The organism is Pedobacter miscanthi, assembly GCF_032678605.1.
Taxonomy (GTDB): Bacteria; Bacteroidota; Bacteroidia; order Sphingobacteriales; family Sphingobacteriaceae; genus Pedobacter; species Pedobacter miscanthi_A.
Genome location: NZ_JAVTSU010000003.1, coordinates 73,499 through 96,627, shown reverse-complemented (window position 1 = coordinate 96,627; position 23,129 = coordinate 73,499). Strand labels below are relative to the sequence as shown.

Genomic DNA, 23,129 nt, shown 5'->3' with positions numbered 1-23,129 from the left:
CCAATTTACTGTTTCTCCAGCTTTGTCTCTAACAGGCGAATGCGCGCTTCCTGTTTTTTCACATCACCCAGCAGGCCATCATATTGTTTATCTTTTTCAATCAGATGCAGCGTAAGTTCCTCTATCTTTTTCAACAACAATTTATTCATATCACCAAGGGCTATCCCATCCCTTTCAAATTCCTTTGCCGATGGCACTTCGGGCAGGTGTCTGTTCCTTTTAATATAACCCTCCAACGCTTTCAACGTTGCAACCTTGTAACCATCTTCAAACACATAATCGGGAGCACCAGCACCATTTACCCGGATTTCATTAGCCTTTATTTTACCGTTAACCATTAGTTTTTCTGTTGGATTTAAAGTATTGATACCTATATTTCCGCTTCCATCGATCACGATATCATCACCATAGAACCATTGTTGGCCATCCCCATTTTTACTGAACATCCTCCTTGTACCTAAAATCATTTTTCCGGTAGCATCGTTATTATTATTGTTACCAGCAACAGTTATAATCCTTGCTTGTCCCCAGGCATTGTTCCCATCTGCTCCTGCAGGTATTGCAAATTCAATTTGTGCTCCCTTATCAAAGGTTCTTCCACCAGTATTAGCCTGTATAATTAAGCCAGTACCCCCAAATTGATAACCGTTTCCCCCATCAATTGAGGCAGATGTTCCACTTAAATGCAATAAACTTGAAGGAATATTGGTGCCTATACCTATATTACCATCTCCCGAAATTCTTACCCTTTCGGTCATCCCCGAATATAGGGCAAGCCCTGTTTTATTGCTATGTAAGCTTTCGGAAATACTTGATATACCTGCCCATTTATCTTCACCGATGTAACCGGAATAGAATTTTAAACCATTAATTTCTCCTGCAGTTGGCGCATTAACGCGGCTGTTCATAGTCCAGCCACTTGTAGGTTGCATCACCTCGAATTTTGTTGCCGGAAAGGTAGTACCTATGCCTACATTGCCTTCCTGTGGGTTGAGATAGGTATTACCTTTGTTATAATAATTTATATAAGTTGCAAAACCAGCTTTGGCATCCAAATGCAAATTCCCATTGGTTACCGCTACAAAGGCATGATCGGTTACCTGGCCGTTACCACCAACCTGCAGGTATTGTGACCAGGTAGAATTTGGGCCATATAAGTGGTATTGATCGTTAGTGATATTTATGGCCTGTCCATTTGCAGAAACGATTGCACAGAAAAAGAATAAAGCAGTAAATGTGACACGTTTAATTTCCATTCTTTTTTAGTTTCTGGTTTTCAACCTCTAACTTCTCCATCCGCTTGTTCATATCAATTACATGCAGCGTAAGCTCCTCTATCTTTTTTAATAACATTTTATTCATATCGCCAAGCGCTATTCCATCCCTTTCAAATTCTTTTGCAGATGGTACTTCGGGCAGGTGTTTGTTTGCTTTGATATAACTTTCCAACTCCTTCAACGTTCCAATATTGTAACTTTCTTCAAATACATAATCGGGTGCGCCCTGCCCATTTACCCTGATCTCGGTTGCTTTGATTTTCCCCTTTACCGTAAGCTTTTCATCCGGTGTAGTTGTGCCAATCCCCACGTTGCCTCCTGAATTAGGATTAAGCAATATTTTATTTGCGCCATTTTCGGCTTCTATGGTTAAATTATCTCCAGCACCAAAATACACATATCCTGATCTGGCAGTATTAGTTGGGTTATATGAAGAAAAGTAAGTATTGTTACCTATCCCTCTAATAAGCTCAGCCCCTGTAATCGTATTATTTATACTGGCTACATCCTGTAAAGTGGTTGCCAATGCTGTTTTAACTTGTGAAATAGTGCTATAACCATAAAAATTTGTACCATCTTGATTGGTCATAAATGCATCAATTTTTCCATTCGAACCGATAAATTCCTGACCGCCCCACTTTACTGCGTTGGCGGCCTTACCATTAATATTAACGAGGTGAACATTATTTTGGTTATCATTAACGTCATTTTCGCTTCTTAAATTCCAACCGGTACCATCCCAATCGTGCACTAAATAATAACTCTGGTTATTATAACTATGAAAATTGATTGTTCTGTTTTGATAAGCAAGCGCGCCCAAGCCCATCCAGGTTCTTAAAGCAGCAGGTGTATATTGATAGATTCCTGTTGTAGGATCGATACCGATTAAGCTTGTAGGTGCATTATTTAACAACGTACCGCCCCAAATATTACCGCCTAAGCCACCACTGTTTGATGAATATGCTGCATTATCGGCATGGCCAACATTAACCGGAGAAGGGTGGTTACTTTTTAACTGCCAATAGGTACCGTCCCAGGTATTGGATAAGTAATAATCGGTGGGGTGAGAGCTAGACCAAAGTTTAATACCATTAACCCCCACACCATTTACAGATAAATTACCATTAACAGATACGCCGCCGATCTGTAGCGAGTTTGTTGTGGTATTTCCCCTATCAGTAACCGTTTGTAGCGTTTCTCCTTGACCAAAAACATTGGCACAGGTTAGTATAAGAATGATGGTGACGTATAATTTTATCATAATTTGGTTTATTTGTTACCCTGCTCTAACTTTAACAATCTGGTTTCGAAATCTTTGTTGATTCTTAGTTGCTCTTTTAGCGCTTTATCCTTTTCGATGAGGTGTAAAGTCAATTCTTCTATCTTTTTCAATAACAATTTATTCATATCCCCGACAGCGATTCCATCGCGTTCAAACTCCTTTGCAGATGGTATTTCTGGCAAGTGTTTGTTCTTTTTAATGTATGCCTCCAACTCCTCCAAGGTTCCAATCTTGTAACTTTCTTCAAACACGTAATCGGGCGCACCATTTCCATTAACCCTGATTTCGTTTGCTTTAATTTTTCCGTTAACGGTGAGCCTTTCACTTGGTAATGTGGTCCCGATTCCTACATTACCACCAGATGGATTAAATAGTAAATTGTAGGCGGTAGCTCCGCCATCTCCGCGTTGTTGTTGAATATACCCATCTCCTACGTTTAAAACACCAAATTGCATCCCATAACCATTGTCATCATTAGCGAGATATAATTTATAATTCAAAGCTCCTAATTCCGGTATGGCATTCTGGAAAGAATTAATTCTAATATTATTCGTACTGATATTACCCGCAGCAGTTACATCCTGCAAGGTGGTTGCCAAAAAAGATTTAACAGAAGCGGGAGCAAATGGATTTATTTTCCCATCACTGTTATTGGATCCAACAAGCCATTGAATACCGTTGCCGTAACCTGAGAAATCGGAAGGAACACCAGCGAGCGACTTAGTATTATCAGCGATTTTAGCATTCTCTACCCTTATTCCAAATGTATTAGTGCCATTCCAGCCCATTAGCGAGGGGAAAGTGGTCTGCCAAGGAACTTCAGCATTTTCTGCATTATGACTTGTTCCATTAGGAGCGATACCGTTCGACATATCAATAATGGTGTGGTTATTTCCATAATTTCGCCAACCGAGTTGTGTCACTACCATATCTTTTAACAAGCCGCTTGTACTCCAGTTGGTCCGATCATTTAAATTTGAAGTTGTAGCCAATAAAGTCTTAATCGAAGGCTCATCGCCATTTACCACTTCTACCCTTGGTGCATAGAAATATTGGCGATCGTTTACATTTGTATCATAATAAAGATAAGCGCGGATATAGGTCCAGGTAGCTCCAACAGCAAACTGATAATCGGGTATATCAACTACTTTGGTTCCGTTTGAGCCATCGTAAATACCACCATAATAAGTTGTAGAGGCATCGCCACTACCATGCACATAACCTACCAATAAATACCATTTATTCAGTTCTGGCAGATCACCAGACCAAAAATAGGGATTCGAATGAGGGCCACCATTTAAATCGTTTACATTATCTGTTCCAAAATAGCTGATACCATCAGTAGAATTAGTTTTTTTTAACCAGATAGAAAACCGGTACATCTTGGTATGATCGATGGCAAATGAGCTATGGTTAAAACCACCATCATCATTACTTTCTCCCTCTGGTTTTGCCTCCCATAATATAGCCCTCTGGCCTTGAGGCCCCTCTCCCCAAATTCTTTCATTTTCTATCGTTTTCCCATTTTGGTTAAATGCACCAGTAGTACCCGTGCCCATAGTCCAGCTTTGCATATCCAATACATTCTGTGCTTTGATTAAAGGATGTAGCCCTAGAAAAATAAATAGTGTTAAAATTAACTTTTTCATAAATGACTAGTGATTTTGTGTATTTTTTTTCAGTAAAACATCTAATTTGGTCTCGATATTTTTCAGTCTATCATTCTGCATTTTATTCAGTTCTTTTTCCTGTGAGAGTTCTTTATCTTTTTCGATGAGGTGGAGGGTTAATTCCTCTACCTTTTTCAATAAGAGTTTATTTATTTCACCAAGAGCTATTCCATCACGCTCAAACTCTTTTGCCGATGGCACTTCGGGCAGGTGTTTATTGGCTTTGATGTAACCTTCCAGTTCTTCCAACGTTCCAACATGATAACCTTCCTCGAACACATAATCGGGCGCACCATTTCCATTAACCCTGATTTCGTTTGCTTTAATTTTTCCGTTAACTGTGAGTTTTTCTTCGGGGTTAACCGTACCAATTCCAACATTTCCATTGGCATCAATCCGCATTCTTTCTATAAGGCTGTTTGTTGCGCTTGATGATGTGGTAAAAAAAGCTAACCTACTTCCCCAATAATCATATAAATTACTATAGCTTCTAATCTGAGAATAATTGCCTGTTCCATTTCCATAATCGCCATCTAAGGTTATCGCTACATAATGTTGTTTACTATCTCCATTAATAGTACTACCCTGTACAATTAGCCCGGCTTCATCTGCTGCACTTTGATATAAGTGCATTACACTTTGAGGATTAAAGGTGCCTATACCAACTTTTCCATTACTTTCGGTTACGATTTTTACCCAGGGCTGCTGGGCGTTGTTAGCCGTTTTACGCAGGTAAAAGTTCTGATCAAAAAAACTACCCGCAAGTTGCATTGCAAAGTTGTTACTCAGCGTACTGTGCCTTACATCTAGCAAATGCCACCAACTCGAGGCTCCAGTTGGGAAATTGATAGGATTAGATGTTTCAAAAAAACCAGATATTCCGCCCATTAGGCCGGCATCATCTTTTGGTTTAGTTTCCTGGGCAAAAAGAGTATAAGGAATACACAAAAAAAATAAAAGTGTAAAAAATTTCATCTTATATAAGTTTGGTTTTGTATGCTCAACAGATATTAAAGCTTAGTCATTTTTATAACAGGCATAATAAGCTAAACTAGGGTTATTACTATTTTGCAGCCATTTTCTTTTCCAATTCTGCAATTCTTAAGTTCTGGTTATCTATTTTTTTATTTTGTTCGATAAGGTGCAGCGTAAGTTCTTCCAGATTCTTTAGCAGTTTTTTATTCATTTCACCTAAGGATAGACCTTCTTTTTCGATCATTTCGGCAGAAGGGATTTCGGGCAAATGTTTGTTAGTTTTAATGTAACTTTCCAATTCCTGCAAGGTTCCAACTTGATAACCTTCTTCAAACACATAATCAGGCCATCCAGCTGATTCTACCTTAACCTCCATTGCCCTTATTGTACCTAAAACCGATAATTTTTCTCTAGGGCTAAGTGTACCAATGCCAATATTACCTATTTCATCAATTACAATATCATCGCCATAAAACCATTCTGGTCCGGTTTTTAACTTATCGAAAGATCTACGGGTGCCGATAATCATTTTTCCGGCCGCATTACCACTATAGGTATTTCCGGCCACAGTAATGATCCGCCCCTGGCCCCATGGATTATCACCAGCCGTATTTGCGGGGATCATAAACTCGATCTGGGCACCTTTGGTAGCAAACCTTCCCCCAGTGGCTGCCTCTATAATCAAACCGCTACCATTATACTGAAAGTTATTTCCTCCATCTACACCGGCACCATTGCTTTTTACATGCAGGATACTTCTTGGTACAATTTCTCCGATCCCCACATTTCCACCCTTATTTATAGTAAATATTTCCTGTTCGGAACCTTGCCCACTGTTTGTAGAAAAGAAGCCCAACCGTTCGTATACGCTATTGATATCGTTGAGTTCAATTTTAAAACGCCTCGAATTATCCGAAACATGAAAACCGATACGGGGCTTTTGCGACGCTTCGGCACCAATTGAAATACCTGAATTACTATCGTAATTATAGGCCTTGATATCGCCATTGGCAACAGTAAGTTTGGCGTATGGTGTAGCGGTACCTATACCCACGTTTTGATTATCCGAACGGATATGAAATAACGCCTGATACTGCACACCGCCGGTGTTATTGCTGATTGTAAAATCATTTCCGGTAGAACCCGAGTAACCAATGGCCCAATTCCCTTCATAATTCCCTGTACTTGGATCATTCCGTGCAAACCTAATCCCTGCCCAACCGCTTGGCCTTACCACAGCAAGGCCTTCAGCCCAGGCGCCATCAGCAGCCATTAGCTTTAAATTACCATTGAATAAGCCATTACCGACTACATGTAAAGGCACCTGTGGTATAGTTGTTCCTACGCCTACCTTACCATCATTTTCTGTCACAATTTTCACCCATGGCTGTTGTGCATAATTATTGGTTTTACGCAGGTAAAAATTCTGGTCGAAAAAACTCCCTGCAAGCTGCATCGAATAATTATTATTTGCATTACTGTGCCTTACATCAAGCAAATGCCACCAGCTAGATGATCCAGCCGGGAAATTGATTGGATTAGATGTTTCAAAAAAACCAGATGTTCCTCCCATTTGGCTGGCATCATCTTTTGATCTGGTTTCCTGAGCCAAAAGAAAGTATGGCATACAGAAAATAAATGAGAACAATAAAAATTTCATTATAACTATGTTTGGTTTTATGGCCCAAAAGAATTTAACGGGGGTTAGTTATTCCCCCTACAGACATAATGAGCCAACCTAAAATCCTGAATTAAAATCGCAAAAAAAACAGTGATTGATGAAACCGCGCTTTTTGACTGATGAATACGGCAAAGTGAGTGACTAAAAGTTGGGGCACTGGAAATTGGTTAACTGAAAACGGGTTAATTGTATAAACCGGTTAACTGAAAATTGCCAACTGAAAACTGACTTATATACTCCTTACATCTTTTATATGGTTATTACGATTCAAGGAAAAAGCATTTCGTCATCCTCGCGCATGCGGGGATCATAATGCGTGTGAAATGAAGCGAAGTACTGGAGCAGCTGGCCGCGGGTGTTGACCCTGCAACGGGGAGAGGTTTTCCCGCCCGATAGCCCATACCAGCAGGCTGTAGTGATCAGAGCACTTTACTTTGCCATCAATGAAAAAAAGGGCCTTGCCCAAAAGGGAAAAAAGGGACAGCCATGGACAACCGAAGAAGACAGCCTTTTGTTAAAAGCTTTTAATGAAGTCAACATGATTACTGAACTGGCTAAACTGCACGGACGCTCTTATGGAGCCATTAAAGCCAGGCTCATCAAACTCGGAATGCTGGAAAAGTAAAAAGCCCGGCACAAAACACCAGGCTAAGATTATTTTAAAGTACAAGTCATCCAACCCTCTGCCTTGCTCGCTAAGACTTGCGCTAGTGAAGCTTTTATTGGTACGAGTTAAAAACTCGCACCAGCACAATTTATCTAATTGCAATCCGCTCGGACTAGCAGAGGGGCAACTATCTTTTAATAGAAAATGAACTTACAGATTCAGGTATTTTCACCATTATAATATCAAGTTCATCACTCCAATCGTAATTATTCGAATCATCATCATTATCAAAAACAATTATTCGAAATAAATTACTCGTATTAAAAGTATTTTGTAAAATAATTTTTATTGGTTCTCTTTGAGAGTGATCCAATGAATCAAGGAATATCATTACCTCAAGTCCAGCTTTTTTACTTTCAAAAAAACTTATTGAAATTTCTCGATGATCAAACTCCCCTATTACTGTAAACCCTTGTAAATTTTTAATTTTGAGTAAAAAATCAGTTTCAGATACTACCGGATTACAATATTTAAATTCTAAATCTTTAATATCTAAAAATCCTTTTAAATTTATACTCGATTCATTTAAAAATTGAGACAATTTATTGAAAGAGATTAAACAATTACTGCATAATAAAACCATAGCCATGATTAGTCCTTTTTATCTTTAATCTTAAATACATTTTCTTTTCCCAATACTTTCTCAAGTTTACTTATTAAGGCATCAGGTGTGTTATCAGCCATGTATGCCTGTGCTTTAACTCCTCTTTCATTTGCTATTTTTTTTAATGATGAAACCGTACTCAAAAACTTCCCTTCTTTCTTCCCTGCTTTATTTGCACCGCCAACTGTTATAAAATCACCTTTTTCACTTATTACATCTACGGTAGCCCCAAGTTTCCCATCTCTACTCCTTACAACTATGTCTTTTCCATCAACTTTTGCAATCTGACCTCTTGTTACTTGCGCTACATAAGCCTCTCTTAAATCACCAACATCAGATTCTTTAACTACTCTTAATTTAGGCAATGTAACCTCAGCTTCGACTTCCACATGAGGCTGTTGTGGTAATCTTGTTCTAGCACCAGAAGAAAATTGCTGGCTAGTATGATTATGATTTATCAGGGATTGACTCATTGAAGCAGCAATATATTGCCCCTTTGTCATACCTGGATAGCTATTAGAATTATATACTGGTACTGGCTGTATCGCGTTCATTTGAAAAGCTAGTCCCTGCCTCATCCAGAAAGAAGCTGGCTCTTGAAACCAATTATTGGTAACTATTGTTTTAGCTGTAGCTGCATCTATAACATTACCTCCACCCATTATATTAGCAATCCCCCCTTCTAAACCATCAACATCTAAGGCCCAGATCGGCGTATTACTCGCAAATTGATATGGAGTTAATTCCGGATACTGATAAGTTATCGGATCCACACTCAGAAACTTCCCTATCCTCGGGTCATAGATCCGCATGCCGTAATCCTGCTGGTTCCCTGCGCCTTTTACCTCATTATCATTTTCCTTGCCGTTAAAACCATAACGGTAGGCATTGGCTTCGCTCAGGGTAAAACTCCGGCCCGGCATCAGCCCGCCAAAAGCATAATAGTTGGTACTGTTAATTACCCCGGCTTCGTAACTGCCATTGGCAGCATTCTGCTTATCGTTAATTACGGCCATTACGTTGCCCAGATGGTTGCTTAACTCAAAGAACTTTTTGCCATAAGTACCCCAATCGGCAGAGGTGTTGGCATCCGCTAAGTTAAGGTTCGGCCGCTACATTCCCAAACGGCTGCTGCCATACAAACTTTGCTCGAGCCAATTGATTGCACCACTCCTGTTCTCGTATACAGCCAGGTTGTTCCCCTGTGCATCGCGCACATAATAAGTGCTCAGGCCATTGATGGCCTTGCTCACCCTATTGCCCGATGGATCGTAGCTATACACCAGATCGCGTGCATTATTGTCCTTATCAATTTTAAGGATCTTGCCGTATACCGACCAATCGATGTTGTTAATGCTATCCTTCACATCGCTGATCATATTACCCCCGTTCTAGCGCAAGTCTTAGCACCCCAGACCTAAGCCATGGCCTGACCTGTGCTTCGTTAAAATAATCCCGAGATAAATTTAGCTCTCTAAATGCTGGAAAGCACGAGTCAAGCCACTCCCTACTATCCTGCCCACTTAGACTTGCCTTAGTAAGGGACATGTATTTGCCGCAATAGACGCTTTTATAAAAGCAGCCAAACTGAAGAATTTGCAGCCACGTAAATAAATATATGCAGTATAACCACTTACATATCGAGGTATTGGAACAGCTGGCGGCAGGTGTTGACCCTGCAACAGGCGAGGTTTTCCCGCCCGACAGCCCCTACCAGCAGGCCGCAGTAATCAGGGCGCTCTATTTTGCGCTTGCCGAACTTAAAGTTTTAGAAGTTAAGGGAAAACAGGGACAGACTTGGACAGCGGAAGAAGATAGCCTTTTGTTAAAGCATTTTAATGAAGGCAGCAGAATCTCCGAACTCGCTAAATTGCACGGACGCTCTTATGGCGCAATAAAAGCAAGGCTCATCAAACTCGAAATGCTGGAAAAGTAAAAAGCCTGGCACAATAGCCAGGCTAAAATTATTTTAAAGCACAACTCATCTGGCCCTCTAGCCCAAACACTAAGACTTGCGTTAGTAAGAATTCCTTTTTTTAAAAGGGTATAAAAAAAATAACATTATAAAGATCATAAATATATCAAAAACGAAGATTAATGCTCTTGGAGTATTATAACCATTTAAATAGGCTTTAGTCTTTGTATATGAAATTACTATGTCTTTATGATTACCCCTCAATTCTTGTGCATCGTAATTATTTAGACTCGCACTATCCACCTTTAATTGATTTAACAACTTATTATAATAACTAAACTGAACAATAGCTTTATCATGTCCCTCACCTAGAATAATACTTTTAATTTCACCTACTCCATCTCTTCGAATTATATAAAACTTACAGTTTGAATATAAATCATATGTAAAGCCAATTAGTATAATCGACGCTACAATTTTAACAATAATTCCACTAAAAGATTTTTGCATTATTTATTTTTTAAATGATCGTTGTACTTATCGGATAAGTAGTCTAAACCTCGCTCAATCGCCTGCTGTAATCCTACTTTTGCAGCTGAAGCTTCTTTACTTAATCCACTTTGATTTGCTTTAATAGTTGCATTTATTGATCTATTCAATGCTCTTTCACCTATTCTTGGTGTTCTTTCCAAGATTGCCTTTTTTATTGTATTCCTATATCCTGCCGTATTGGTTTCAGCTAATGATGCGGCTAGTTTTGATTCAATCATTTTTGTTATTTTTCCAACAATAGCATTTGATAGCGTATTTGCAACAGCTCCCACACCTCCACTGATTGCTATTTTTTCTAAATCATACCCTCGGGTACCGCCAAATCTATTATCGAATTCTTGACTTACTATTTCGCCCAAAATACCTGAATTTGCTCCTGTTGCAAGGAAACCACCAATTGAGCCTCCTGAACCTATTCCCATAACAGCACCACTAAAAAAGCCAGATGTGGCAGATTTCAAAATTTCATATCCGGAATCACCTTTTGAATAAGAAATAATCGAATTGACACCCGCACCAATTACAGCACCTTTTGCCATATTCGTTAGAAGAGCTCTATATCCAAGAGTTGCCCAGACATTTACTCCGTATCCCATTGTCAAAGCACTTCCTACGAAAGTAATACCAATAACATTACCTTTATCTTCATATTCTTTTGCTAATCTAGGATCTATTTTTGTTAACCTAGCTTTCTCTTCTCTTATTAACCGATAAGCATGTGCTCCTGATTCCGCGTATTCTAATCCATCTTGATCAATCCCATCAATTGGTCTATTACTTGCGAACTGATATGGGGTTAATTCAGGGTATTCATTACTTATCGGATCCACACTCAAAAACTTCGCAATCCTTGGATCATAGATCCGCATCCCATAATCCTGCTGGTTGCCCTGCCCCTTCACTTCGTTATCATTCTCCTTACCGTTAAAGCCATAACGGTAGGCAGACGAGCCCTCTAAGGTAAAACTTCGGCCCGGCATCTGCCCACCAAAGGCATAATAATCGTTGGCGTTAATTACATCAGGCTCATATGTGCTACCGCTTTGCAAACGGTTATCGCTTACTACGTCCATTACATTGCCCAGGTGGTTGCTTAACTCAAAGAACTTAAGCCCATAGCTGTTCCAAATATTGTCGCCATTGGCTGTTGCTAAATTAATGTTTGGCTTCCACATTCCCAAACGGCTGCTGCCATACAATTGTTGCTCGCGCCAGTTGTTGGTATTGCCCGCATTATCATATACAGCTAAACTGTTACCCTGGGCGTCGCGTACATAATAGGTTTTAATACCATTGGCTGTTTTAGTTACCCTGTTACCAGATGGATCGTAGGTATAACTGATGTTGCCACTGTTTTTGGCTATGTTATTAATTTTGCCATAAACACTCCAGTCAACATTGTTAATACTGTCCTTCACATTGCTGACCATGTTACCAATCGGATCATAGCCAGAGTTGCTGGTTCTCTCCTGGCTGGAGGAAGACTCTACGTTCCGGTAGCCCCTACTAGCAGGCCGCAGTAATCAGGACGCTCTATTTTGCGCTTGCCGAACTTAAAGTTTTAGCAGTTAAGGGAAAACAGGGACAGACTTGGACAGCAGAAGAAGACAGCCTTTTGTTAAAAGTTTTTAATGAAGGCAAAAAGATAACCGAACTCGCTAAACTGCACGGACGATCCTATGGCGCAATAAAAGCCAGACTCATCAAACTCGAAATGCTTGAAAAGTAAAAAGCCCGGCACAAACGCCAGGCTAAGATTATTTTAACACAAGTCAGCCAGCCCACAAGCCTGCACACGAAGACTTGCGCTAGTGATGGCCAGGCTAAGATCATTTAAATGCACAAGTCAGCTAACCCGCAAGCACCACGCACTAAGACTTGCCCTAGTGAGGAACTAGATTATCATCATTGTTCTATAAACACATCTGATACACTACCCCAATGCTTTATGGAAGGACTATAGTAATAAATTTTCTTTTTCGACATTTTTCCGAATTTAAAGAAAGGTATATATTTACTAGATCGACTTTTGGCATCTTGGTATTCACCTCTTAGTAATGTATCATTTCGAAGATTATACTTATAAAATTTAATCTGTCCTTTTGAACTCATTAAATAAATTCTAACTCTGACCGAATCGTTAATTGTTTCAATTATTGTATCAGGAATTTTTTCTGGATATATCCATAAGTTTAGTTTTTTTAAATTAATTGGAATTATTTTTTCTTTCCTATTCTGAGAGCTGGCATCCAAGCATGTTAGTAGCAACAGACTTAATAAAAAACAAGTTATTATTTTCATCTTTTTCTTAGTGTTTTACAGGCTGCACCGTAGTAACCTCTTTAGAGGTTGTAGATATTTTTGTATCTTGAATCTGAATATTAAAAATAGTTTTATTCCCTTGGCTATTCAACTCTTTTAAGTCCACACCTGTACTGAGCTTCCCAAGTTTAATCTTACTGGAACTTATCCCATTTTTATTTAATGTGCCTGTTATTAATTTAAATCTATCTTTTAACAGGGATAATCCTCCTTTATTAGCAGGTTCGTGTGTGCTCAAATTTACTATGACTACGCTCTTTCCCCGAACAAAATTAGCAATCCCAGCAACTTTAGATTCGTCTCCAGAGGTATTATATTGTGCGTCATCTGTAGGCTTAAAAGCTATATTTACTTCTTTAGTGGTATTAGTTATTTTAACATACGGGGTCAAAACTGTATTATTACTATATCTCTCTTCAGTCGTATAAAGTGTTAGCCCCTTATTTTCTTTTGGAGTTTTCGTCATTGCACCAGGTATTTCCGTTATATAGTAAGGATTATCGCCCGGAATTCGATACTCACCATCACGTTCATTAAATGCACGGTCTTCATCGGATAATCCTTCCTGATGAATAATTTCAAGTATTTTTCCAGATGAGGTTACGCTCACTATAACTACATTATTTTTAGCAAATCTATTCCCATGAACATCTTTAAAATTCATATCCACCACTTCTTTATTTTTTTTATCATCTAGTTGACTAGTGATAATTTTTTTATACATTCTTTTGTTATCATCATAAAAATTTGTAACCACATACTTTTCCAATCCATCCAAATCAACAGCTTGAATGGGTGTGTTACTTGCAAACTGATATGGCGTCAACTCTGGATATTGTGAAGTTATCGGATCCACACTCAGAAACTTCCCAATCCTTGGGTCATAAATCCTCATGCCGTAATCCTGCTGGTTGCCTGCTCCTTTTACCTCGTTATCGTTCTCCTTACCGTTAAAACCATAACGGTAGGCATTGGCTTCGCTCAGGGTAAAACTCCGGCCCGGCATCTGCCCGCCAAAAGCATAATAGTCGTTACTGCTGATCACCTCTGGTTCGTAACTACCATTAACAGGTATCTTCTTATCGTTAATCACCGCCATTACGTTGCCCAGGTGATTGCTTAACTCAAAGAACTTTTTGCCGTAGGTACCCCAGTCAGTTGTGGCATTGGCATTAACATCAGCTAAGTTAAGTTTTGGCCGCCACATTCCCAAACGGCTACTGCCATAAAGGCTCTGCTCCTGCCAGTGCATTGCGCCGCCTTCGTTATCATACACGGCTAAGTTGTTCCCCTGTGCATCGCGTACGTAATAAGTATTTAAACTGTTGCTGCTTTTGCTTACTCTGTTGCCCGATGGATCGTAGGTATAGGTTATGTTATCACTTCCGCCCTTATCAATCAGCCTGATTTTACCGTAAACACCCCAATCGATATTGTTAATATTGCTTTTTTTATCGCCGATCATATTGCCAATAGGATCATAAGTATAGTTACCAGGATTATCCTGTCGCAGCAGATCAAAATCGCCCGTAGTTCCGTTTATATCGTCCCATACCTGTTTTAAGCGGTTATTGCGCAGGCGGCCTTTTGCATCGCGTTCGTAGGTGTAGCCGAGGGCATCCATCTGCACGCCATTATGGTTTGCACGCTGCAAAGCAGTAATATTTCCATTACCATCATAGGTAAAACTTTCTTTAAATTTATCGCTGGCAGTGCCGAAATTCCATCCGTTTGCACCAATGCCACTTCGCTGCCTTACCAGTTTAATGCGGTTCAACTGGTCGTAAGCATAGGTGTAGCCTACTGGGCCACCGTCTATTTTAGTCAGATCGTAAGTACTGTTACTGATGTTTCCGTTAAAAAGTTCCCTGCCCGAGTCTTCATTGTTATTGGCATGGTATGCAGAAAAAGCACTGCCGCTACCAATTGGTTTATAATCGCTATTGTAATAACCAAGGCTATAGGCCAATGCGTCTTTGGCAAGAGATACGTGCTGACCAGGCCCTGCATCGGCACCTATTTCAGTACCTGTATTTAAACTGCTTCCGTTAACCCCTTTTAACCAGCCCTGCAGCGTATAGGCATAATCTACACCCTGTACCTTGGCTGCGGCGCGGCCCAGCTCCATCCTGGCCATAGGTCCGTGCAGGTAGTATTGGTACGAAGCATCTAATTGCTTATAGTCATTCGCCAACTGACTGCCAAAACCGTAACTGGTGATATTGGCCTGCGTACCGCTCCAGGCCGAAATTAAGCGGTTTTCGCTATCGTATTCGTATTTGTAATAAAACTGGTCTTTTGCAGCTGCACCCGTTCTATTGTGCTGGTAGGCTAACAGGTTTACCTTACCGCTTACCAGGTCGTACTCATAATCGAGGGTTTTAATGCCGAGGCCGTTTACTTGCTGATAAAGTTTTTTAACATTGCCGCCAACATCATAACTGTAATAACTGGCATTAATCGCAGCAGTACTTCTATTGTCGCGGTAAACACTGGTTGATACTCTTTTGCGCAGGTTATCCTGTTGTAAGGTGGTATTTACACCTGGTGCAGCTGGTGCCTTATCATCGTAAAAGGTTTGGGTAATCTGGTTATCGGTATTGACATGCCTGGCCAATATAGCTCGGTAACTGACATCATCAATGTATGGAACGCCGGGTTTGGTATCGCCCTGTTGATCCAGTCGTTTCTGGCCAACCTCAGCAATTCTGCCCAATGCATCGTAATTGGTATAACTATAATCTGAAACTGCCGCCTGCTTAGCATTTTGTGAAAATACCAATCGGCTCAGGTAATCGTACCAAAAGGTACTTGCACCACCGTCGGGTGTTTCCTGTTGCAGCACCTGATTAGTAGCATTATACGCATAACTGGTTTTAAGCAGATGCCCGGGATAAATGCCATTGTACTGGGTTTCTTTTGTACTGTTATCGGCCAGGGTAGTTGGTCCACCCGGCGATGGTGCGTTGAAGCGGAAACGGGCAATAGCCGTTTCATCAATGGCGGCAAAACAGCCACTGGCAGCATTGGCAGCTATTTCGCCTGCCGACATTAAACGGTCGTGATAGGTTCTTAAATATTTTATGTTGGCGAAATTACGGGGCATGGTAATAGGGTTGCTGCTAATGGCCCAGCCACAACCTGCCGAAGGTGCACCTGCCACGGGGGCATAACCTTTACCGTTTACATAAATCTGTAAAGTACCATTTGCCAGGTTGGCTCCCTGCACCACAATATGTGTCCAAGGGGCAAGTGGTAAAATATCGCTTACATCGGCGGTAATGTGGTTACTTAAGGTAATGCTTACATTATCGGCCGCGGTTTGGTTTAAGGTAAAAATATCAACATTTACCAAATTACCGTTTACACAGGCCTGTAACATGTATTTCATGTCGGGTGTGGTACCGATAAACTGGCGGCTACCATCCAATGCTGCATACAACCACATTTCAATAGCATTATTACCCGTGTTTTGTAAAATGCTGCTCAGGTTGTTTAAGGCATCAGTTTCGCTGGTTACCGGACGCTCCGGTTCACCATCACAATCAGACGATTTAAAAGCGCGGTTGCGTTTTACCAGGGCCATATCGTTGGCCTCTAATAGCGTAACCCCTTCAGGCGGTACGGTGCGCACCAGGTTACCTGCCAAATCGTAATAGTAAAGTGTATAATGGTAGGTTTGTTCTCTTGCCGATAGGTGTACATTGGCTTTTGCGGCTGCACAGGTATTGATGTAAGAATCGGCAAATTTTTGGCGTTCTTCTGCTATATATATATCATATTCGCGGCTTCCTGTTCCGAAAGAAAGCTCGATCAATGATTTTGCACAGGCATAAGGATCATCGGGCATGTCGCCATAACTGGTTTCGTTGCACAAACTTCCGCTACGCTGCCCAAAAGCTTCGTAATCATCATAACCCAGGGTAAAACCAAACCTATGGTTCATAAAATTGGTTACAATGGTTTGGTAATTGGTCCAGGTGGGATTTATAATGTTATAAAAAGCCGCTTTCATCTGGTCCATTGCGGTATCAAATTCTGCACGCGTAATGCAGCCCTTCGTTCCTTCCTGTAAAAATACCGGCAGTTTTAAATCTTTTTTAAGCAAGTGTTTGCAATTCTCGCAACCATCAATCAATAACAAAAACTCTGGTAAACTCAGGTTCATTGCCGAGCCATACTGATTTTTAAGATTCTGATAAAACACAGCATTATCGGTTGATGTTCTTAAACCCGCCAGTTTATAACACAGTGAATCTGTAGTGGCAGATATATATTGCTCTGTGGCCTGCTGCAAAGGCTCGTAAGGGTATGGCGAATCGAGCAGCCATGGGTTAAGCAGGTTATCGAATGCACCAATGTTTAAGGTAATCCGAATCACTTCGCCAAAAGAACGAACTTGGTTCCCATTGCCTAATCCCATAGAAGGTTGCGCAGGTGCCAATGTACTTGCGCCGAAAGGATGGTTTAAATCTACTGCCTTACTACTTAAAGCAATCAGGTTGGCCCTTAATCCTGCAGTATCAACACTTTGTACCCCTCTAATGGTAATAAGAGAATCAATTCCTTTTTTTAAACGCTGCATCCACGCATCCGACAGGTATTTACTTGCGCTTGTAACCTGGGTAGCTAAAGCAGACTGCTGATCACTTTCATATTGGTAAGGATTTATAGTTGACTGGGCAACTACCAGATCGAAACTACTTTTCTTAGTGGCGTATACAGCAGGGCAGCTAGAAGGCACAGTAGGTCCGCCGTCAAGTCCTGTCACGTCGACAATTCCATCGAAATAGGCATCCTTTTGAGTACAGTAGGTCCCATTATCAAAATAACTTCTGGTTTCGTAAGAAAGCGAAGTATTAAACTGTCCTGCAGGGAGCGTCACGTAACTTAACCCATAATAAGGTGTCTGTCCTACGTTTCCGCTAATATAATAAAATTGCAAATGGATCGTAATGTCGTTGGCAGCGGTAACCGGTTGTCCATTAGCATCAACAAGCGCAAAATTTAATCTACGCACTTCATTATAGTAATAGTTCCCCCTACATAGATTCAATGGAGGATCAACATATTCTTCGGTATAGATGATATGATTGCCATTGGCACCCATCACATTTTGCGTTTGTTGAATATTTTGACTTTCCTGCCCATTAATATTGGCAGACCGAGCAGAAGCGATCATTTTGGTTGCTTTTCTTTCTTTTAAAAAGCGCTCTGTTTTTCTGCGGTGCGCTATAACCGAACCTGTATCGGGTATATAATTGGCCACATAAACATCCCTGAAAATCTTATATTCTCCGGGTCTTATTTTTAATGCGAAGTAAGGCTTAAATGTATAATTGCCAAATCGCTTTCTAAAGTCGCTTTTTTTAGCTGCCGCACCGGCCTTTGCCTGAGGCTCGGCTAGCTTATCTACGCTATAAATTGCATGCGTCTGGTAATCGGCCACTACCTCCTGGCTGGCTGTGCGCGATGCCTGTAAATGCAGGGTCTCATTACAAGGAGTTTCCAGATTTCGATTTACATTATCAGCAACAGCACGCATCATAGGTGTTAATGGCCCACATGGATTGCCACCACCGCCACCACCACCACCACCGCCTTGATTGAAATAAGAATTGCAGGTGCTTAACCAAACATTGCTGTAAGTGTAAACCGCCGCACCAACATATATATTAAGACATGGATAAAAAACGGGAACTTCAGCATCATCATATATCGAACAATAATTTGGAGGATTATCATTTTCATTTAAGCCCTGGGTGATATAATAATTACTACGAACGGGATAATTGGTTCTGTAATACTGATCAGGACCAGCGGCTGCATCAGCAGAAATTTCGTAAGTCAACCCACAACCTACCGGAATCGGTTCTTTGCATACAATTTCCCAAACACCACTATAACGTACGGTACTGCTACCCAATGTTACATCAATACAGGGTCTAAAGCCCATGCTTACTGTATTTTGGTTACAATAAGCAGCGGCATTTGGAGGGTTTGCAATATTGCCAGCAACATAGTAGTATGTTGTTTGGATATTGTTAATAATATCTCTGCTTCTGTAGGTTCCCGTAGTTACTACAAAACTCTCAGCGCTCATTAGCCTATTTATACAGGTATTTACAGCCGTTGGTGCACTTTGGTTGGTGCTTATTGGTTGGCCGATAATACACTTATTATCCTGGCAGATAGTTGCATCCCTAAGCTGGTTAAAATATTTGTTTTTTAGCTCCAGGTATTTGGTGCGGTAGAGTGCCCATTCGCGATCGAACACCCTGCAGTTTGCGATGGGAGAGCAGTTATCCCAATTATTGGTTGGGGTACCCGCTCCATTTGTGGTTGCGCCTTCAGGCGCACAGTATATCAGAAAATCAACTACTTTACTTAAACTTTTGCTATTTATACTGGTCAGATTTAATACCTTATTACTATACTGTTGCAAATCGATTAGCATTTGAGAGGCGTAGGTATTTCCTGCACCATTAAAAAATGGATCCTGGCTTAACAACCAGTTTGCTGCATTATCAGTATTGTAACCGGCTATGGTAGCATCTTCTATACCCTCAAGCCTTTGATCCCATAGTTTACTGTTGGCCTGCTGATTACAGAAATCGAGTTTACATTTTTCAGGGTGAAACTGAAGGAATACCTCTGCCCACTCCGGTTTCCAGTATTTTACCAAATCGGCAGGACTAAAATTAGCATCATAAGGTGAAGTTACAGTGTTATCTTCTCTGGTTATCAGATTTTCCTTATAAGCCGTATTTTCAGGATCGGTTGGAATAAATACCGTATTATGAAAATTAATGAGAAGCATATTGCTTAATGGCTCTATCAAATTGCCAAGGGTATCTAGCATGGCATACTGTCCACCTGGTGATACATCTAGTAACATGGCCTTGCGGTAAACATCGCAAGGTGATGACATTTGGGCACAGTTCTGCTCTATTAATCCAATGTTGGTACTGATTTTTACGTAAGTATTATGAATAACCTGGTTATATTGATCAAGATTATCTTCACCCAGTTTTATTAATTTTGCTTTAAACATTGCAACAAAAGCCTCCTCTGTGCCTAATTTAGCACGTGCAGTGGTACAATCGGTAAAGCAATCGGCAAATTGGTTCTCTTCTAAATATTTGATAACAAAATCGGCACGTCTTTTTAGCGCTAAAGCCTGCTGCCCCTTAATGATATAGTTATCGGTAAACTTATCGATAACCCTTTTGTTTAATGTAAAGTTAAAAGTAATGTAATATTCGCCGATATTCGGGAAAACCGTAGCAATGCTATCAGGCAGCTTACTGATGTAGTTGCAAAGGGTATCAGTTGTACCGATTTTTAACGTATCGCCTGGAAAGCTGAAAGGTACTTTATTTTTACAATCGTCCATTATGCTCACAGTAAGCTCATAATAGCAGCTGCTGCAGGGATGAAATGGTCCTTCAGGGTAGGTATGAATTAGTTTTTCGAGATCGAATTTAAATTTTGCTTCTCCTGTTACCGAAGCCACATAGGTGGTAGTTGCCGAAAGGCTTAAAGTACTGGCATTAAATTGAAACTGCTCCGGTTTTAAAATGTTGCTTTGTATTACTTTTACTGCCGGTTTTGAGGCGAGGCTATCCACGTTATCGGGCGTTCTTCCCGCCAGCGCCGTGGCAATGGTTTTACCCCCGGCATTTAAGTAGCTGATGCTGATCTGCCCGTTAGGATCAACCACCATATTTTTAAGGTAATGTTCGGCATAACCCACATCGTTACCGAATAAAATATCCAGTTCTTCCTGCTGTGGTTTACCATAATAATATCGTGTGGTATGTCGTCCTCCATCTGGCCCAGGCTGAAACATTGGCCCAACACCGCCCTGAAGCTTAACCCTTCCGGTATTATCGGCCGTATACTGCGTTACCGACAGTGGGAATTTTTCGGCATCAGGAATGTATTTATTAAAACTCTTTTCACCACCTAATGTTGTGTTAAGAAATTCGCTGGAATAATATTTTGATGCACCTGAAGCTGTACCTAGCTTAGCGGGTTGTATTTCACAACCGGAAAGATCGAGGTTGTTCAAACTGTAAGGATGCCCGGCGGTATCAAGGTTGAAAGCGGGGAAATAATGGAGAAATGAAGAACCATTGTTTTCTCTTACCGGGGCAGGAAGAATACTGGCAGAGGCACGGCCAAACTGATCGTAAACGTTTTCCTGTACTACCGCTACATTATCGCTACTATTCAGGGTAACCGTTTGCCTGCCCCTAAGTGAGCCATCAAAATAACTGATTACTTCTTTCTTTTTGCCTTCTTCGGCAAAAGCTGCTGAATATTGCCAGTTCAGGTCAGGTTCGTGCCAGTCGAGCGGCCATGCGGCATACTCGGTGTTATTTTCTTTAGTGTAAAACCAGTCGCCCTCGTTCCTTAATCCGTCAGCAGTATAAGTAACCTGCCTGATCCTAACTACAATGTAATCGGCATTAAATACGAGTGAAATGGTATCTTGCTGTTTGTGGGTGGTAATACGGGTAGCATTGTTTCTGAACATGGGTGCAAGATCCGCAGCACTGTAATTGGTAGAGCTAACGGTATTTGGAGGTATCATACTCCGGGCCATTGCGCCCCATTCACTTCCTGCATCAATGGTTACCCATTCAATATCGTATTCTTCGGCACCCAAAACAGATCCCCAGCTTAAGGCAAGCTGCTGGTTATTATTAATTCTGGTACCCGCAGCCAACCTCCTCAAGCCACTTTTTGACCCCGAATTGGTTTCGCCATTTAAACCGATAAAAAGAAAAGGTTTAAAAACATATCTCCTGTCAATATCGATGTGACTGGTTAACTGTAATACCTCTGGTAGCTGATTACCATATTCAGGGCTCGAAATAGCCGTTACATATACTTTAACATAATATCCGTTTTCGAAAGAATAAATGTCTTTTCCTTTATAAACCGCTCCGGCTGTTTTGTTGTAATTGATAGTCAGGCTTGCCGAATCAATTTTGGTTGGTTCTACCTGTGCGGGGCTGCTAAAATATTCTACCCTAAAAGTAAGTTTACAACTAAACGATTGTGCAATGGCCTGCTCGCTAAGCAACTGTAGCGAAACCGTATTCTTTACCGAAATATTGGTAATATCGGCCCAGTTAAAAGACGGGTTTTTAAACTTCTCGTCTTTTACCAACAGCGAATCTCCAACCTTGATGCGCCCCTTCAAAAAGTTTTGATAGGGTTCTACAGCCGCAAAAGCTAACTGCTGAACAAAAAGCAACACCACTGTAAAAAAAACAAAACGGAGCGTTCTTAACATATTATTATCTTTATTCTTAATTCCTTATGGTATAAGTCAGTGATCATTTGCTGACCTAAATTATTTTTTCAATCTGCTGATTATGCACCAGTTTTTACATTCGCACAATTATTTCGTAACCTTTATAGGCTTCTGTAGCGCTGTATTGATTCTTAGCCAGCTTTTTTAAGATGCGTGTGCTCATCAGTTTCGATGCATCCGCAAGCGTATTGGCATATCTAAAATCGACCGTTTTATCTTTCTTGTCGTTTAAAGGATCGTCTATATTGCTCATCCTGATGCTTACCCCTTTTGCATGGAGGTTGGCTTTATCAAAGTAGATGGAGTATTCTTTGCACTGGATATGGTTGGGGTTTAAAAGCGAAATTTTGTTTTCGGTAGGGCTCACCACATTCTCCCTGATCTGATATTCTTCTTCTTTCATCCGCTTAATCATTTGTTGCATATCAGGCAGAATATTCTGCGCAGTGATTTTTTTGCCTTGCGATACCAAAATTTTCTTTTGCACTTTATCTACGAATACATAAAGGCCATTGGCATTTAGCGTTTCCGTTAAACCCAGGCTCGAATAAAATGCTGTTCCCCGTTTAATCAAGCGGTATGGGAGCTTGCTTACATTCTCACTGCTATCGCTTCCATTATGCACGCTAAGCTTGCCACTGATGGAAATATTTTCCTGGTCGAAATGAAGGTCTTTGGCAATTTTGGCCAAACGCTCCAGGTTTGTAGTATCCACAACAAAAGCGGTATCAATCGGCGCAGCTTCTTTCTCAACTGTTTTTTTAGCCGATCTTTTTGCAATGCTGGCAAAAGATACGGCCAAACCAATCCCCATGGCCAGCGATAAGAATATGATGTTTTTATATCGGTTTTTCAT

14 protein-coding genes are annotated in these 23,129 nt (G+C 40.7%); 2 read left to right on the top strand and 12 right to left on the bottom strand.

The window, feature by feature from the left end:
- Positions 1-5 precede the first annotated feature (5 nt).
- From R2R28_RS05450 to R2R28_RS05430, 5 genes are all read right to left on the bottom strand, one after another.
- Positions 6-1,256, bottom strand: a complete 1,251-nt coding sequence (locus R2R28_RS05450) for a hypothetical protein (protein WP_316824695.1) — start codon at positions 1,254-1,256, stop codon at positions 6-8.
- The gene (locus R2R28_RS05445) at positions 1,246-2,538 is read right to left on the bottom strand and encodes a tail fiber protein (RefSeq protein WP_316824694.1); all 1,293 of its coding nucleotides are present in this window, start codon (positions 2,536-2,538) and stop codon (positions 1,246-1,248) included. The genes R2R28_RS05450 and R2R28_RS05445 overlap by 11 nt, the downstream gene beginning before the upstream one ends.
- Before the next feature lie 8 nt (positions 2,539-2,546).
- Positions 2,547-4,208, bottom strand: coding sequence for a hypothetical protein (locus R2R28_RS05440; protein WP_316824693.1), 1,662 nt, complete (start codon positions 4,206-4,208; stop codon positions 2,547-2,549).
- Between the two features lie 6 nt (positions 4,209-4,214).
- A complete protein-coding gene (locus R2R28_RS05435; RefSeq protein ID WP_316824692.1) occupies positions 4,215-5,204 on the bottom strand; it encodes a tail fiber protein in 990 nt (329 codons plus the stop codon).
- Positions 5,205-5,292: 88 nt separating this feature from the next.
- On the bottom strand, positions 5,293-6,864 hold the full coding sequence (locus R2R28_RS05430; RefSeq protein ID WP_316824691.1) for a hypothetical protein: 1,572 nt from the start codon (positions 6,862-6,864) through the stop codon (positions 5,293-5,295).
- Positions 6,865-7,300: 436 nt separating this feature from the next.
- Here R2R28_RS05430 and R2R28_RS05425 point away from each other — a divergent pair, with 436 nt between their 5' ends.
- Positions 7,301-7,510 carry a hypothetical protein gene (locus R2R28_RS05425; RefSeq protein ID WP_316824690.1) on the top strand — a complete coding sequence of 70 codons (210 nt, stop codon included), beginning with the start codon at positions 7,301-7,303 and terminating at the stop codon, positions 7,508-7,510.
- A gap of 169 nt (positions 7,511-7,679) precedes the next feature.
- Here the strand turns inward: R2R28_RS05425 and R2R28_RS05420 are convergent, their stop codons facing one another.
- The 3 genes from R2R28_RS05420 to R2R28_RS05410 form a co-directional block, all read right to left on the bottom strand.
- Positions 7,680-8,141 carry a hypothetical protein gene (locus R2R28_RS05420; protein ID WP_316824689.1) on the bottom strand — a complete coding sequence of 154 codons (462 nt, stop codon included), beginning with the start codon at positions 8,139-8,141 and terminating at the stop codon, positions 7,680-7,682.
- A 2-nt stretch (positions 8,142-8,143) separates the two neighbouring features.
- Positions 8,144-9,172, bottom strand: coding sequence for an RHS repeat-associated core domain-containing protein (locus R2R28_RS05415; protein WP_316824688.1), 1,029 nt, complete (start codon positions 9,170-9,172; stop codon positions 8,144-8,146).
- A gap of 96 nt (positions 9,173-9,268) precedes the next feature.
- Positions 9,269-9,535, bottom strand: a complete 267-nt coding sequence (locus R2R28_RS05410) for a hypothetical protein (RefSeq protein ID WP_316824687.1) — start codon at positions 9,533-9,535, stop codon at positions 9,269-9,271.
- Positions 9,536-9,774: 239 nt separating this feature from the next.
- On the opposite strand from R2R28_RS05410, the gene R2R28_RS05405 reads away from it, so the two are divergent.
- Positions 9,775-10,092 (top strand): hypothetical protein, encoded by a 318-nt coding sequence (locus R2R28_RS05405; protein ID WP_316824686.1) that lies wholly within the window; start codon positions 9,775-9,777, stop codon positions 10,090-10,092.
- An 81-nt stretch (positions 10,093-10,173) separates the two neighbouring features.
- Here R2R28_RS05405 and R2R28_RS05400 read toward each other — a convergent pair whose 3' ends face one another.
- The 4 genes from R2R28_RS05400 to R2R28_RS05385 all read right to left on the bottom strand — a co-directional run bounded on the left by R2R28_RS05400 (position 10,174) and on the right by R2R28_RS05385 (position 23,129).
- Entirely contained in the window at positions 10,174-10,581 is a 408-nt protein-coding gene (locus R2R28_RS05400) for a hypothetical protein (protein ID WP_316824685.1), read from the bottom strand.
- Positions 10,581-12,041: an RHS repeat-associated core domain-containing protein gene (locus R2R28_RS05395; RefSeq protein ID WP_316824684.1), complete on the bottom strand. Its 1,461-nt coding sequence runs from the start codon at positions 12,039-12,041 to the stop codon at positions 10,581-10,583. The genes R2R28_RS05400 and R2R28_RS05395 overlap by 1 nt, the downstream gene beginning before the upstream one ends.
- 890 nt (positions 12,042-12,931) lie before the next feature.
- Positions 12,932-22,252 carry an RHS repeat-associated core domain-containing protein gene (locus tag R2R28_RS05390; protein ID WP_316824683.1) on the bottom strand — a complete coding sequence of 3,107 codons (9,321 nt, stop codon included), beginning with the start codon at positions 22,250-22,252 and terminating at the stop codon, positions 12,932-12,934.
- A 94-nt stretch (positions 22,253-22,346) separates the two neighbouring features.
- Positions 22,347-23,129, bottom strand: a complete 783-nt coding sequence (locus tag R2R28_RS05385; protein WP_316824682.1) for a hypothetical protein — start codon at positions 23,127-23,129, stop codon at positions 22,347-22,349.